Source organism: Desulfitobacterium sp. THU1 (assembly GCF_038181555.1).
Lineage (GTDB): Bacteria > Bacillota > Desulfitobacteriia > Desulfitobacteriales > Desulfitobacteriaceae > Desulfitobacterium.
Window position 1 is genome coordinate 243,263 of the sequence record NZ_JBBWUA010000001.1, and the last position, 15,147, is coordinate 258,409.

Below are 15,147 nucleotides of genomic sequence, written 5' to 3' on the forward strand. Positions count from 1 at the left end.
AGACAGAAATAGACCTCCGTTATGAGATGAATTTTTGAGAGAAGGCTTAAGTTAAAAAAGTATAGAGAAAAACAGTACCTAATGAGAGAAGGAGGATGAATATGCCCATATACAAGGTGGCGGTTTTAGGCTCAGGAGTAATGGGAAGCACCATCGCAGCCCACCTCGCCAATGCCGGAATTCCCAGTCTACTACTGGACATCGTGCCTTCCAGTATACTGCCCGAGGAAGAGATAGCCGGGCTGACCTTAGAATCCCCCAAAGTAAGAAATCGTATTGCCGCAGCCAATAAAGCCAAGCTACTTAAGATGAGTCCTGCTCCTCTGTTTGTTCCGGAATTTGCTGATCGCATCGAGGTCGGGAACTTTGCGGATGATCTATCCCGCTTAAAGGAAGTGGACTGGGTTATCGAAGTCGTTGTGGAACGCTTAGACATTAAGATCGACCTCTTTAAGAAGGTAGCTCAAGCTGTCCGTCCCGGAACTATTGTAACCTCCAACACCTCCGGTATTTCCTTAAAAGCAATGGCGGAGGGACTTCCTGAAGAATTTACGAAGAATTTTTTAGGAACACACTTCTTTAACCCCCCGCGCTACATGAAGCTCTTCGAATTGATTCCGGGGCCCAACACCGATCCTGCAGTCATTGAGGAGATGGCTGAGTTTGCCGAGCGAGTACTGGGCAAAGGGGTCGTCTATGCCAAGGATACTCCTAACTTCATTGCCAACCGCATCGGCGTCTTCGGATTATCCGCAACCCTGAAAGAAATGCTACGCTCCGGCTTAACCATCGATGAAGTCGATGCCTTAACCGGTCCGGTCATGGGGCGACCGAAGTCCGCCTCCTTCCGCACCGTAGATATGGTGGGCTTAGATACCTTCGTCCATGTAGCCAATAACGTCGGGGATAATGTTCCCGAAGAGAAAGAATTCTTCGTCATGCCGGAATTCATTCACACTATGCTTAAGAACGGCTGGCTCGGCGATAAGACTAGGCAAGGCTTCTATAAGAAGGCCAAAACAACAGAAGGCAAAGAGATCTTGGTTCTTGACCCCCATACCATGGAGTATGTCCCTAAGAAAAGGGTTCAATTTGCTTGCTTGGATAAAGCCAAGAATGCAGGCAGTCTTAAAGATAAGCTGAGGACCATAGTCAACGGCAAAGATCCCGGTGCAGTTTTCGCCTGGCAAGTCCTAAAAGAAGTTCTCCTTTATGCGGCCCGCTTAGCTCCCCAAATTGCCGAGGATATCACCGCCATCGATGAGGGCATGAAGCTGGGCTTCAACTGGGAAATGGGTCCCTTTGAGACTTGGGATGCCTTAGGGGTAAAAGCAACGGCGGAGCGCATCCGTGCTGAAGGGGGCATCTTACCTGAGATTGTAGAAAAACTCCTGGCCGAAGGTAAAGATAGCTTCTATCAAAAGACCGAGAGCGGCGACACCCTCTACTATGCTGAGGGAGAGTATGCAGAGAGAGTGGCTAGCCCTTACGCCTTTTCTCTCAAACAAGCCCATAAGCAAGGCAAGAAAATCTTCGGCAACTCCGGTGCCAGCTTAGTTGATATGGGTGACGGAGTGGCCTGTCTAGAATTCCATTCCCCCAACAACTCCATCGGCGGCGATATCATGAATATGATCCACAAATCCCTAGCGGAAGTGGAGAAAAATTATTTGGGTATGGTGATCGGTAGCCAAGGCAAAAATTTTGCTGTCGGTGCTAATCTCATGCTGATTATGATGGAAGCAGAAGAAGGCAATTGGGATGACTTAGATCTTATGGTTGGCGAATTCCAAAGAGGCACTATGGCTCTGAAATACGCAAAAAAGCCTGTAGTTGCTGCACCCTATGGTATGACCCTCGGCGGTGGTGCTGAGGTTTGTCTCCATTCTCATGCCATCCAACCGGCTGCCGAAACCTACATGGGTCTCGTCGAGCTTGGCGTAGGGCTGATCCCCGGTGGCGGTGGAACTAAGGAAATGGCCCTGCGCGCTATGGAAGGAATTCTCCCCGGTGTTGTCGTGGCCCCCGACTATTTCTTCGCCAAACGCTTTGAAGTCGTAGCAATGGCCCAAGTGTCCACCAGTGCAGAAATGGCTAGAAAACTAGGCTTCTTAAGAGATAGCGATCGCTATAGTATGAATGCTGATCATGTCCTGCTTGATGCCAAAGCTCGTGTCATCGATTTAGCAAGAAACTTCCGCCCCAACCTTCCCCAGAAGGCCAAGGCAGCAGGGCCCGGAGTTCGCGCTTTCCTAGAGATGGCGCTGTACGGTATGCAGGAAGGACGTTTCATCTCTGAGTATGATGCACACTTAGGAAAGAAGCTCGCTTATGCCATGACCGGTGGCGATGTCCTTGCCGGAACCTTAGTGGATGAGCAATACCTCCTCGATCTCGAAAGAGAAACCTTCTTAAGCCTAGCCGGAGAACCCAAGACGCTGGATCGCATTCGGCATATGCTCACCAAAAACAAGCCATTAAGGAATTAGGAGGTGAAGGACAATGAAAGAAGCTTTGATTATTGAAGCCAAACGTACAGCCATCGGCAAATCCGGCAAGGGTTCCTTAGCCCATATGCGACCTGATGATCTAGGAGCGTTTGTCATCCAAGCTGTTTTAAAAAGTGCTCCCAACTTAAATCCTGTTAATATTGATGATTGTGTCATCGGCTGTTCCTTTCCTGAAGGAGAGCAAGGGATGAACATGGCTCGGGTTATGGCCCTGCGCGCAGGACTCCCCATTGATGTCTCAGGGCTCACCATCAATCGCTTTTGCTCCTCAGGACTCCAGGCCATCTCTTTAGCTGCAGACAGAATCCGTTTGGGAGAAGCCGAGGCAATGTTGGCCGGAGGTGCAGAAAGCATGTCGGCAGTACCCTTGGGTGGTAGCAAGCCTGCTCCCAATCCCTACATGATGCAGTATCATCCGGAAGTCTACCTTTCTATGGGACTAACCGCTGAAAATGTAGCCAAAAAATATGAGATCACCCGAGAGCAACAAGATGAGTTTGCTGTAGCCAGCCATCAAAAAGCTCACGCTGCTCAGGTTAGTGGACGTTTTGACGAAGAGATCGTTCCCGTCCTCATCTCCAGCGGTAAAAAAGGGGAGGTATGGTTCAGTAAAGACGAGGGAATCCGCCCAGAGGGCACTGTAGAATCCCTCGGCAAGCTGAAACCCGTCTTTAAAAACGGTGGCTGTGTCACGGCGGGGAACTCTTCCCAAACCAGTGACGGCGCTGCGATAACCCTGCTTATGTCCGAAAACAAAGTGAAGGAACTTGAACTCAAACCCCTAGCTCTCTGGCGAGGCTTCGCCGTCGCCGGTGTCGAGCCGGAACTCATGGGCATCGGACCGATCAAGGCCATCCCCAAAGTCCTCAAGCAGGTGGGTTTAACCCTCGACCAAATCGACCTCTTCGAGCTTAACGAAGCCTTCGCCGCCCAATCCCTCGCCATCATCAAGACACTTGGCATTGACCCCGCCAAAGTCAACCCCAACGGTGGAGCCATTGCCTTCGGCCACCCCCTCGGCTGCACTGGCGCCAAACTAACCGCCACCCTACTCCATGAAATGAAACGTCGCGGACTCAAATACGGCATGGTTACCATGTGTATCGGAGGCGGTATGGGTGCCGCTGGGGTCTTTGAGCTACTGTAACAGTTCTCCAGGATTTTGCTTGCCGCGTTCACTCTATAAGCTGCGCGTACCCGTTCTAATCGCTCAAGCTCTCCGCTCCATCGGGTTCCCCGCTAAATCGCCATCCATGGCTCTCTAGCGGGTTGGAAACGTCCTGTTTCCAACCCGACTCCGCTGAAAGCTTTTCGCGAAGAACGGGTAACTGCTCGCTTAGAAGCCGTTCTCTGCTGTCAAGCAAAATCCTTGGGCTTTCTTATAAGCTACGGATGGGAACATGTTACAGATTTCATGTCTAGCGTTCATGTAACGCACAGAATTCAAGATGTCATGATTTTTGCTGAGACAGGTGACTTGTCTCTTTGTCCCAACCCTCAAAGAAAAGCAATCATATAAAGTGCAGAATAAGCGTAGCTTTTCGCACAATAGTGAACGATTTTAGCGGAGGGGCGGTACATCGCATGAGGCTTCTTTGGGGATTGCGAAGCCACTGGTTCACTTGCAGTAAGCAGCGGGGTTTGGCGTAGCTCCCATAGAAGCGAATGGGATAGCCCTGGAGCTACTGAGTGAATGATGTGCGAAAAGCTACCTGACCCCAGTAAAGAAGTAGCGACCCAAGCAAAAAACTGCTACCCAGACAAAGAACACCTCAAACGCAAACCCAAAAGATAGAGCGACCCCAAATAATCTTAGATTGAGAGAGGAGAAATAACGATGGACTTAGACTTAGCCCTTAAAGGCGGCGGCTTCCTACTCGCCGAAATAACCCCTGACCAAGTATTCACTCCCGAGGAATTAAACGAGGATCATCTACAGCTCAAAAAAATGACCCGCAGCTTCGTGGAAAAAGAAATTGCCCCTAAGATCGAAGCCCTCGAGGAGCAAGAAGACGGACTTATCCGCAGTTTTATGGCCCAAGCGGGTGAGCTGGGACTTCTCGGCTTAGAGGTTCCTGAGGAATTTGGCGGCATGAGCATGGATAAATACTCCACTGTGGTGGTGGGTGAAGAAGTTCCCCGAGGAGCTTCCTTCGCCGTAGCCTTCGCTGCTCATACTGGAATCGGTACCCTTCCGATCGTTTACTTTGGCACACCGGAACAAAAGGCTAAATATCTTCCCGGCCTCGCCTCCGGAGAGACCATCGCAGCGTACTGCCTCACTGAGCCCGGCTCCGGTTCGGATGCTCTGGGTGCTAAGGCCACAGCCGTTCTTAATGCCGAAGGTACTCATTATATCCTCAATGGAACCAAGCAATTCATTACCAACGCAGGCTTTGCAGACATCTTTCTCGTCTATGCAAAAGTCGATGGCAAGCTCACCAATTTTATCGTAGAGCGGACTATGCCCGGTGTTTCCTTCGGTCCGGAAGAAAAGAAAATGGGCATTAAAGGTTCCTCCACCCGTCAAGTCATCCTTGAAGATGTGGCAGTGCCGGTTGAGAATGTCGTCGGAGAATTAGGACGCGGGCATGTGGTTGCCTTTAATATCTTGAATGTTGGACGCTTCAAACTGGCTGCCGCTGCTATCGGTAGTGCTCAGCTCGCTTTAGAAGTCACCCTTAAATACGCGGAAGAGCGTAAGCAATTTGGCGTTCCCCTAAACTCCTTCGGGGCGATTCAAACGAAATTTGCCGAAATTGCGACCCGAACCTATCTCGCTGAGAGTGTGGTCTACCGTACTGCCGGCCTAATGGAAGAAGCTTGCAAAGATTTGGATGTGACCGGAGATTGTCGTAAAGAAGCCGGTAAAGCTCTTGAAGAGCATGCTGTTGAGTGCTCCTTAAACAAAGTCATCGCTTCAGAGGTCTTAGATCTAGCTGTGGATGAAGGGGTGCAAGTTCATGGAGGATATGGCTTTATCGCCGAATATCCCATAGAGCGCATGTATCGGGATTCCCGCATCAACCGTCTCTTTGAGGGAACTAACGAGATCAATCGCTTACTGGTTCCGGGGACCTTGCTCAAACGAGCGATGAGTGGTGAACTGCCTCTCCTGGCTGCGGCAAAGAATGTCAGCAAAGACTTGATGTCTTCCGGCCTAGGATCAGAGGAAGAGGGATTAGCCGCCCTTCTGGATATGACCCAAAAAGCAAAGAAACTATGCTTGATGGCCTCGGGAATTGCTGCCCAAAACCTTGGGATGGAACTCAAAGACAACCAATATGTTCTTCTTGGTTTAGCTGAGATGGTTCTCCAAGTTTATGCTATGGAAAGTGGCGTTCTCCGCGCCTTGAAGGTTCAAGAGATGGATGTCACCGATGACCACAAGCTCTTTGTGGAAAAGGCGGCTACCCTAGGAGCCTATAGTGCAATGAACATGATCGAACAACATGCTAAAGAAGTCATTTGCGCCGCAGAACAAGGAGATTCTTTAAGCACTGTTTTGGCAGGAATTCGCAAGCTTGTTCGTCGCCCTAATGTTGATATGATTGGGCTTCGTCAAGAGATTGCCAAGCTTGTGGTCGAAAAGGGCAAGTACCCTATACGTTAAGCTTTTGAAAGCAGTTGAAAAGGAATATCTTGATTAGATAGCTATGCTCATGAATAAATGTAGGAATAGTCAAGACTTCCTTTACAAAATGTTTTCCTAAGTATATTTTCCTAAGTATAATTTATTTTTAGATAAAAATGAGTTCGGATGGAATAAGGATTCATAGTGGGGAGGATAAAAAATAGTGGGGAGGACTTATTATGTCCACATGGGTTAAAGAATACGGTAAAAAGCTGTGCACTCCGGATCAAGCTGTCAGAGCAATCAAGAGTGGGGATTGGATCATTTACTCCTATGCTGCTAATACCTTACCTGTACTCGATATGGCATTAGCCAAGCGGACACCTGAACTCAAAGATATTCAACTCTTAGCCGGAGTGAGCATGCGGCCTCATGCCGTGGTTAAAGCAGATCCTCGCGGCGAGCATTTTACCTGGGATTGTGTGCACTTTAGCGCCATTGACCGCAAATACTATGAAATGGGTCGAGCTTTCTATGTTCCCTTAAGGTACTCAGAAGTACCACGCTATATTTTAGAAAATCTCAGCCACGTCGACGTTCTTATGGTTCAAGTAAGCCCTATGGATCAGCATGGGAACTTTAACCTGGGCCCCACGATTTCCCACTATCGGGCATCCGCAGATCGAGCTAAGACAGTGATCGTCGAAATCAACGAAGATATGCCCATTGCCCATGGCGGGTATGGCAACTACCTTCATGTTTCCGAAGTCGATTACATCGTCGAAGGTGGCCATACTGGGATGCCACAAATCCCCTCAACTCCCGTTTCAAGTGTCGATCGTAAAATAGCCCAATATGTTCTCGAGGATCTTCGCGATGGGGATTGCATCCAATTAGGAATCGGGGCTATGCCCAATGCGCTGGGTCAGATGATTGCTGAGTCCGACTTAAAGGATCTTGGGGTGCACACGGAAATGCTGGTCGATAGCTATGTAGATATGTGGAATGCCGGGCGTATCTCCTGTCGCAAAAAACAAATCGACCGGGGGAGAATGGTTTATACCTTCGCCGGCGGGACCCAAAAGCTCTATGATTTCATCGATAACAACCCTCAAGTAGCAGGCTATCCCGTGGACTATACCAACGACCGCTATATTGCCAGCCGTAACGACAATTTAGTCTCGATTAATAATGCTTTAGAAATCGACCTCTCCGGGCAAGTGTGCTCAGAAACCATCGGACCGCGCATGATCAGCGGCGCCGGGGGACAATTAGATTTTGTCGATGCAGCCTATAACTCCAAAGGTGGGCGCAGCTTTATTTGTATGGAATCCACCTTTACTTGTGCAGAAGGGAAACAACACTCGCGGATCCGTCCTCTCTTGACGGAAGGTGCAGTCGTCACCGATACCCGCCCCATGGTGCAATATGTGGCGACCGAATACGGTAAAGCTAACTTAAAAGGGGCCACCACCTGGCAACGAGCAGAGCGACTCATCAACCTGGCTCACCCCGATTTCCGGGAGGAGCTCATTAAAGAAGCTGAAAAGCTACAGATTTGGAGAAGATCCAATAAATAATTAGCGAGATAAAAAAGTATCAAGTTAAGCTGGCAAAAGGAGGAAGGGAAAGATGACCCCTACTCGGGAGATTTATTGGAATATTGATGGACATCTCATCATGTATTTCTTTGCAGCAATCATGCTAGGGATTTTTGCTTTTGGGATTGTCCGACGGTACCGCCTTTGGAAAGTCGGGCAGCCTGAGAACCGCTGGAGTGCTGGCTGGCAAGGGGTAAAAGACATTTTTATATATGGCTTTGGCCACAAGCGGATTCTGAAGGATTTTACCCCGGGGGTTATGCATCTGGCGCTCCTCGTAGGGTTTATTTTCCTCTTCTTTGCCACAGCGATGATTACCTTACAAGCAGATTTCGGGATTAATATTTTCCAAGGAGCTTTGTATATCTTTATAAAGATAACCACCAACCTCTTTGGGCTGCTGGCCATGATCGGGGTCCTCTATCTCTTCTACCGACGTTATAGCAAACGTCCCGCTAAACTCGATAACCAAAAAGACGATCTCCTAGCCTTGACCTTGATTTTAATGATCTTAGTCACAGGTTTCTTTCTCCAAGGATTCCGAATGGCCAGTGAGCACGATCCTTGGGCCACCTATGGATTTGCAGGCTACTGGATGATTGAACCCCTCCAAGCCATATTTAGCCAAGAGCAGTTGCTGGCTATGCATAAATACACCTGGTGGTTTCACATGCTAATAGCCTTTGCCTTCATCGCCTATCTGCCCTACTCCAAACTTTTTCACATCGTCTTGGGGCCGATCAACCAATTTCTCCGTCAGCGGGGCCCCGTCGGTGTTCCGGAGCTTATCGATTTTGAAGATGAATCCCAAGAGACCTTCGGCTTAAGTGAATTCAAGCAACTCTCTTGGAAAGCCATCTTCAACTCAGATGTCTGTATTCGTTGCGGACGTTGTCAAGAAGACTGTCCTGCCTATGTCAGTGGTAAGCATCTCAACCCGAAGCAGACCATCCAAGATATCAAAGGTCGAGCGGCAGAAGAGTATCACGCGGTTTGCCAAGCGAAAAAGGAAGCCAAACACTCTGCCAAGCAAGAAGGAGTAGTGGCTTCCGGTGAAGCAGCAGCTACTGTTGATGGAACAGCTGCCTTGGAAATTCCACCTGGACGCGCATTGATAGGTGACGTCATCGCCGAACAAGATATTTGGGATTGCACTACCTGCCGCTCTTGCGAACAGCAATGTCCCGTTTTTGTCGAGCATGTCGATAAAACCGTGGAAATGAGAAGAAATCTTGTGCTTATGGAATCCCGTTTCCCCAGTGAAGCCCAGCTTGCCTTCCGCAACATGGAGAACAATGGCAACCCTTGGGGTATCGGTTGGAATAAACGGGAAGAATTCCTGAAGGGATTGGAGGTCCCGACACTTGTGGAGAACCCTGAGGCGGAAATTCTCTACTGGCCAGGTTGCTCCGGGGCCTTCGATGCTCGCAATCAAAAGGTTTCGGCTGCTTTGGTCAAATTGCTTCGAGCAGCTAAGGTGAACTTTGCTATTCTAGGCAATGAGGAAAAATGCTGCGGAGACTCTGCCCGCAAGCTAGGTAACGAATTTCTCTACCAGACCTTAGCCGCTGAAAACATAGAAGTCATGAAGGGATACGGCGTGAAAAAAGTCATTACGCAATGTCCTCACTGCTTTCAAACTCTCAGCCATGATTACCCACAATTAGGTGGAAAGTTTGAGGTTGTTCATCATACAACCTACCTCAAAGAACTTATAGATAGCGGCAGACTTAGGCTTAGTGACGGGGAGAATCTTAATGACGGGGAAAGTAGGGGAGAAGAACTCCAGCTCCGGATGACCTATCATGACTCTTGCTACTTAGGACGCTATAATAAGATCTACAGCGAACCGCGGGAAATCCTTAAAAAGGCCGGCTTAAAGGTCATCGAAATGAAAAGAACTAAGGAGAAGAGCTTCTGCTGCGGTGCCGGTGGCGGTCGCATGTGGCTGGAAGAGCATGAAGGCGAGCGCATCAATGAGCTACGCACGGAGGAAGCATTAGCTACGGGAGCTGAGATCGTCGGCACGGCCTGCCCCTTCTGTCTAACCATGTTCAATGACGGCCTCAATGCCAAGGAAGAAGCCGCCGCAAAGACCAAAGCCTTGGATATAGCCGAAATCCTTGCCCAAAAGATCTAGGTAAGTGAATGTAAGGAATGGTCATGTGTAGTAAGAAAAAAGAGACGGTCATGGATTCATGACCGTCTCCTCTTAAAGTCCTTCGCACTGATCACAGGTTATAAAGTGAACTTCCCCGCCCTTGCCAGAAAAGATGATGGTTCTGTGGCACTCAGAGCAGACCACTTGAAAAGAATGGTTTACTTTTAGATCATCCTTAAGCTGATCTTCTTTAAGCTGGTCAGATTGGTGTAAAGCGTCCAAAGTCATTGAAGAAAGGCCTCCTTAGAAAATTAGGATATATATTTTTATAGGTTGATAGGTTGATTTTACTACAGGTTGGAAGTTGGCACAAATAGACAGATTACTGAAGAAAGTTTATGATATAGATAGTTTGGAATATTGCCAGTAAGATAGCTCGCAAAGATAGTTAGTAGATGGCTCCTAAAGTAGTGGTAAGATGGTCCATCTTTGTTTGAAGAGATATTAAGTAGTGAAATTAGAGGGGATAGACATGGTATTAAGAGAAATTGCTCCTGAAATCTTTTGCCTCGAGGTTTCAGTGAAGCTAAATATCAACAAGGTGAATCTCTATATTTTCCGTGGTAAGGTGCCCACCATGATTGATACGGGTACTAATGATCCCGAGGTATACCAAGCGATTCAAGAAGCGCTTAAGGAATTAGGCATCCCACGCCTCGAACAAGTTCTCCTGACCCATTGGCATGTGGACCATGCCGGGGGAGCAGAAAGCTTAAGAAAAGATGGGACGCGCATTCTCATCGGTAAACGGGATTATGAAGAATGGGTCGACTTTAGTAGCGGTAAGAGCTTTAAGATCTATGAAAATTACGCTGCAAAGGCCTGGGGGGTGCCCCAAGAGCAGTTGACGATGATCTTAAAATCCAATAAGAGGCTAAGCTTTTTTTCAACCCTGCCAGAGGGAGTGGAAAAGATCGACGTCGGTGCTGTCATTCAGGCCGGTAATTACACCCTGAAAACTATACTGACACCGGGTCATACCGCAGGCCATCTTTCCTACTATGAAGAAGACCTGGGATTGCTCTTTTCCGGAGATTCACTACTGCCCGATGTGGTCCCCTATCCGGGAACCTGGCTGGAGAATGGTGAATTAGTCAGTGGCTTGCCCAGTTATCTTCGCGCTTTGGAACGGATAGAAGCTCTCGGGGCAAAAGCCTACTTGCCAGCCCATGGCCTGACTCGGAGATCCCCGGAATCCCGTTGCCAAGAGATTCGCAACCAAATCCTCAGACAGGTCGAAGCTTATATCCCCGATGAATCCATCTTTGCAAAAGCCGTCAGCTTAAGCAAAGGTAAGTTTGACCCCATGGTTGCCTTTATCCATATGCATTATATGTATGGCTGGGAAACCTTAAAGAACAAGGGAAACCCCAATCCATTATACTCTATCAGGTAATCTTTCATAAATGAAAAATGAAATGTTATGGAGTAAGCCCTCGGAGCCCTTGATTGTGAAAAAGAAGGGATTTGGGGGCTCATTCATCTTTAAAGATACTTAAAAAAGGAAAAGCTACAAGGGAAAGTACTTTTAGTGTATCTCGGCAGTTTGTTTTGACATATATATTAATATGCTTTCTATAAAAATTTTAAAGGATTTTCCAAATGAATAGTAGAATATTCTATGCAAACATGCGTTCTGACGATTCTTATAAGGTGATTATTGTTGTTTATATAGTTCAGTTATAAAATACGACTGACTATTGCAAAGGGGTGAACAGTATGGCAACGATCGAGCAAGTGAAGGCCTTGTTACGAGCGAACTTTGAAAATGATCAAGAAAAGTTTAAAACGATTGCGCTTCAAATAGGTGCCCACGAGGCGAAAATAGGACATACTGCCAGTGCAAGAGAGATTAGGGAAATTGTACAAAATCCCAAATATAGTTCTAAGAATAAAATAGCTAAACTTAATAATAAGAATAGTATCTTGGAACCAAAATCCAGTGAAGCTGTTTTTAGCGATCTGGTTTTGACGGAAGATTTGCAAGCTAAGATAAAGAGGATCATTCATGAGTATAAGAAGAAGGAACTACTTCGAAAAAATGGCCTTAAAAACCGCAGCAAGTTGTTGATTACTGGAGAGCCCGGAACAGGAAAGACGATGACAGCATCCGTATTGGCGACGGAGTTAGATTTACCGTTGTATGTTATACAAATAGACAAACTTGTTACAAAATATATGGGTGAAACAAGCATAAGATTAAGGCAGGTTTTTGATCAGATTTATGAAGTTCAAGGAATATATTTATTTGACGAATTTGATGCTATTGGTTCTGACAGAAGCCTAGATAATGATGTGGGGGAAATGAGAAGAATCCTTAATTCTTTTTTGCAGTATCTGGAAAATGATGATTCATACAGCATCATTATTGCAGCCACGAATAACCCTACAATATTAGATAAGGCCTTGTTTAGAAGATTTGATGATATTCTAGAGTATAGCTTACCGGATATAGCACAGATAGAAAAATTATTTAAGATGAAGTTAAAAGGATTCGCCTCAAATGATACTTTCATAGATGAGGTTTACCTTGCAGCTAGTGGATTGAATCATGCGGATATCGTAAAGATTTGTGAAGATGCTATTAAGTTTTCTATCCTCGATGTAAAAGATATTTCCAAAGAGCTTGTACTAACTTATATTCAAGATAGGAAAAACCTATACAGATATAAGGGGGCCTAATTGATTAAATGGCGAGAAATTTAAGAAATATTTATATTGAAGAGAAGGGGCAGGGGTTGAAATATACACCTGCTTCTGTGGGTCGCGGTGGGGGAAATTATCCCATTAGAAAGAGCAGAATCAGCCATGGAGAATTCATTCAGGAACAGTTTAATGCGGCGTGGGAAAGAGCTGAGCGCGAATATGCAGATAGAACTGTTGTTTCTGCTACTGGAAGGGAAGGCGTGTATCTAGAGATAAGAGGTAAAGAGGGATATGATTTACTGACGAAAAGTCTGGAAGATGTTAGACAAAAGGTAAGGTTGCTAAACGTCCGGACTGAAGAAACCGGTACAGTATGTGCAACTGTTTTTGTTCCAAATGCCAAGAAAAGTTTTTTCCTTGATAAGGTTAATAAGTATAAAGAGACGGAAAAAGAGGCTCAAGTAATTGGGACAATAGAAAGTATAAATAATGCGTTTGTGGAAGCTTTGTGGGTAGGAAATAAAAACTCTATCCCAACAGATGAAGCCGTATGGTGTGAAGTCTGGTTACGGTGTGGAGTAGAAGAAAATCCTGATACGATTGTAGAGGATTTTTTTAATATATGCGGTGAAAATGGAATACCGCACAAAGAACAAAGAATTGTATTTCCGGAAAGAGTTGTTGTCGGAATATATGTCAATACCAGTCATCTGTCTTTATTACTGCTGGCCAGTCCGAGAATTGCAGAGATACGGAAGATGCAATCTCCGGTTAGTTTTTTTGTAGATTTACATGCAAGTGAACAGAGAGAATGGATTCAAGAATTTGTCAACAGAATAGACCTTTCCGGTCAGTCAGATACATCAGTTTGTATATTAGATACGGGTGTTAATAATGGGCATCCGCTTTTATCGTCAGTCCTTAGTGATAATGACATGCATACAGTCGAACCAGAGCGAGGAAAAGATGATAGAGACGGACATGGGACGAATATAGCCGGAATCGCTGCCTACTTTAATTTGGAAAAGCTGCTGGATGGTAGTGATACAATTAATATTCACCATTTCCTTGAGTCTGTAAAAATTATGAACAAACCTACAGATAATGATAAAGAGTTATATGGCGATATTACTGCCAGAGCAATTAATCTTGCAGAAATAGAAAAACCAAATACGAATCGATCCATATGTATGGCTATAACCTCAGATTCAGATTTGCTGAAAGATGGTAGACCTACTTCTTGGTCAGGAGCACTCGATTCAATAATCTCTGGGGCCACCGAGAAAAATATTAGTAGATTGATGTATGTTTCAGCAGGTAATACTGAAATTGGAGAAATTGCTGAGGCAGGAGACTTTGAAGTTGCCGTTATGAACCACTCGGTTGAAGATCCGGGACAAGCATGGAACGCGATTACTGTGGGGGCGTACACGGAAAAGATATCGATTGACGATCCTCTGTATGAGGGATTTTCTCCATTAGCTAATTGCGGTGATTTTTCTCCATTCACTTCATCATCGATTACATGGGATAAGAAATGGCCAATTAAGCCAGATATAGTACTGGAAGGCGGGAATCTAGCCTTTCATGAACAAGAAGGTCTGAGCGAGGCAGCAGATTTTCAACTACTAACGACAAATCGTAATTTCTTGTTAGGCAAACCTCTCGATACAATCAGTATGACCAGTTCGGCGACAGCCCAAGCGGCTTGGATGTCCGCTCAGATCCAGCATTATTATCCGGATCTTTGGCCAGAGACGATACGGGCTTTGATGATTCATTCAGCAGATTGGACTCCAGCAATGAAGAAGAGGATTTTGAGAAAAGATAAGCCAACCAAGAATGATTACCGCAATCTACTGCGAATATGTGGATATGGGGTTCCTAGTCTGGAAAAAGCGGTTTGGAGTGCTAGCAACAGTGTGAATCTGATAATCGAAGATGAGCTGCAGCCATTTATCAAAAAACAAACAGGCATTACATCCAATGAAATGCACATCCATGAATTACCATGGCCGAACGATTTATTGCTTGATCTAGGGAATATCCCTGTGCGAATGAGAGTAACATTGTCTTATTTTATTGAACCGGGACCTGGGGAGATAGGCTGGAAGGATAAATATCGATATCCATCGTGTGGCTTACTATTTGATGTAAATAACCCCACAGAGAATCGTGAAGATTTTCTTAAAAGAATTAGCAAAGCTATGCGAGAGGATGAAAATGATAAAGGTGATGTAAAAAATGATAGTAGCCGTTGGACGCTAGGAGTAAACAATAGGAACGTGGGATCTATTCATTCTGATATTTGGGAAGGGGATGCAGGTCAACTTAGTCAAAGCAACCTTATTATTATCTATCCTATTGGTGGTTGGTGGAAAACAAGAACTAATTTAAGAAAGTATCATACAAAAATAAGGTATTCTTTAGTTGTAACTGTTGAAACGCCGAGGAATGAAACTGACTTATATACGGCTATCGCTACAAAGGTTAAGAATAAGGTTATGATTAAGACGGAAATTTCTGCTTTATAATAATACCACTTTAGGACCTTTTCCGGTGGAAAGGGTCTTTTTTATACTCTTAAAAAAACATGGTATACTAAAGAATGCTCACTAGATAAGGTAGAGTCTACAAATATAATAAGGTGAAAAC

At 45.8% G+C, this 15,147-nt stretch carries 10 protein-coding genes; 8 read left to right on the forward strand and 2 right to left on the reverse strand.

Features of this window, described 5'->3' with window-relative positions:
* Nucleotides 1-101: 101 nt before the first annotated feature.
* The gene (locus AAC978_RS01135) at nucleotides 102-2,489 is read left to right on the forward strand and encodes a 3-hydroxyacyl-CoA dehydrogenase/enoyl-CoA hydratase family protein (protein ID WP_341546122.1); all 2,388 of its coding nucleotides are present in this window, start codon (nucleotides 102-104) and stop codon (nucleotides 2,487-2,489) included.
* 13 nt (nucleotides 2,490-2,502) lie between these two features.
* The gene (locus AAC978_RS01140) at nucleotides 2,503-3,657 is read left to right on the forward strand and encodes a thiolase family protein (protein ID WP_341546123.1); all 1,155 of its coding nucleotides are present in this window, start codon (nucleotides 2,503-2,505) and stop codon (nucleotides 3,655-3,657) included.
* Between the two features lie 55 nt (nucleotides 3,658-3,712).
* On the opposite strand, the gene AAC978_RS01145 is transcribed toward AAC978_RS01140, so the two are convergent.
* Nucleotides 3,713-3,874 (reverse strand): hypothetical protein, encoded by a 162-nt coding sequence (locus AAC978_RS01145; protein ID WP_341546124.1) that lies wholly within the window; start codon nucleotides 3,872-3,874, stop codon nucleotides 3,713-3,715.
* Nucleotides 3,875-4,347: 473 nt separating this feature from the next.
* Here AAC978_RS01145 and AAC978_RS01150 point away from each other — a divergent pair, with 473 nt between their 5' ends.
* The 3 genes from AAC978_RS01150 (at nucleotide 4,348) to AAC978_RS01160 (ending at nucleotide 9,825) form a co-directional block, all read left to right on the forward strand.
* Complete coding sequence (locus AAC978_RS01150) at nucleotides 4,348-6,123, forward strand: acyl-CoA dehydrogenase family protein (RefSeq protein ID WP_341546125.1); 1,776 nt, start codon at nucleotides 4,348-4,350, stop codon at nucleotides 6,121-6,123.
* 200 nt (nucleotides 6,124-6,323) lie between these two features.
* Nucleotides 6,324-7,664 (forward strand): acetyl-CoA hydrolase/transferase family protein, encoded by a 1,341-nt coding sequence (locus tag AAC978_RS01155; RefSeq protein WP_341546126.1) that lies wholly within the window; start codon nucleotides 6,324-6,326, stop codon nucleotides 7,662-7,664.
* 52 nt (nucleotides 7,665-7,716) lie between these two features.
* Nucleotides 7,717-9,825: a heterodisulfide reductase-related iron-sulfur binding cluster gene (locus tag AAC978_RS01160; protein WP_341546127.1), complete on the forward strand. Its 2,109-nt coding sequence runs from the start codon at nucleotides 7,717-7,719 to the stop codon at nucleotides 9,823-9,825.
* A gap of 72 nt (nucleotides 9,826-9,897) precedes the next feature.
* Here the strand turns inward: AAC978_RS01160 and AAC978_RS01165 are convergent, their stop codons facing one another.
* Entirely contained in the window at nucleotides 9,898-10,074 is a 177-nt protein-coding gene (locus tag AAC978_RS01165; protein WP_341546128.1) for a hypothetical protein, read from the reverse strand.
* A 244-nt stretch (nucleotides 10,075-10,318) separates the two neighbouring features.
* On the opposite strand from AAC978_RS01165, the gene AAC978_RS01170 reads away from it, so the two are divergent.
* The 3 genes from AAC978_RS01170 (at nucleotide 10,319) to AAC978_RS01180 (ending at nucleotide 15,026) form a co-directional block, all read left to right on the forward strand.
* Nucleotides 10,319-11,242, forward strand: coding sequence for an MBL fold metallo-hydrolase (locus tag AAC978_RS01170; RefSeq protein ID WP_341546129.1), 924 nt, complete (start codon nucleotides 10,319-10,321; stop codon nucleotides 11,240-11,242).
* Nucleotides 11,243-11,565: 323 nt separating this feature from the next.
* Entirely contained in the window at nucleotides 11,566-12,528 is a 963-nt protein-coding gene (locus AAC978_RS01175) for an AAA family ATPase (protein WP_341546130.1), read from the forward strand.
* A gap of 8 nt (nucleotides 12,529-12,536) precedes the next feature.
* Nucleotides 12,537-15,026, forward strand: coding sequence for a S8 family peptidase (locus tag AAC978_RS01180; protein WP_341546131.1), 2,490 nt, complete (start codon nucleotides 12,537-12,539; stop codon nucleotides 15,024-15,026).
* The last annotated feature ends 121 nt before the right edge of the window (nucleotides 15,027-15,147 follow it).

Bases quoted from the DNA above. Each gene is read 5' to 3' on its own strand.
- AAC978_RS01135 (WP_341546122.1), top strand. From the start codon at position 102: ATGCCCATATACAAGGTGGCGGTTTTAGGCTCAGGAGTAATGGGAAGC.
- AAC978_RS01140 (WP_341546123.1), top strand. From the start codon at position 2,503: ATGAAAGAAGCTTTGATTATTGAAGCCAAACGTACAGCCATCGGCAAA.
- AAC978_RS01150 (WP_341546125.1), top strand. From the start codon at position 4,348: ATGGACTTAGACTTAGCCCTTAAAGGCGGCGGCTTCCTACTCGCCGAA.
- AAC978_RS01155 (WP_341546126.1), top strand. From the start codon at position 6,324: ATGTCCACATGGGTTAAAGAATACGGTAAAAAGCTGTGCACTCCGGAT.
- AAC978_RS01160 (WP_341546127.1), top strand. From the start codon at position 7,717: ATGACCCCTACTCGGGAGATTTATTGGAATATTGATGGACATCTCATC.
- AAC978_RS01165 (WP_341546128.1), bottom strand. From the start codon at position 10,074: ATGACTTTGGACGCTTTACACCAATCTGACCAGCTTAAAGAAGATCAG.
- AAC978_RS01170 (WP_341546129.1), top strand. From the start codon at position 10,319: ATGGTATTAAGAGAAATTGCTCCTGAAATCTTTTGCCTCGAGGTTTCA.
- AAC978_RS01175 (WP_341546130.1), top strand. From the start codon at position 11,566: ATGGCAACGATCGAGCAAGTGAAGGCCTTGTTACGAGCGAACTTTGAA.
- AAC978_RS01180 (WP_341546131.1), top strand. From the start codon at position 12,537: ATGGCGAGAAATTTAAGAAATATTTATATTGAAGAGAAGGGGCAGGGG.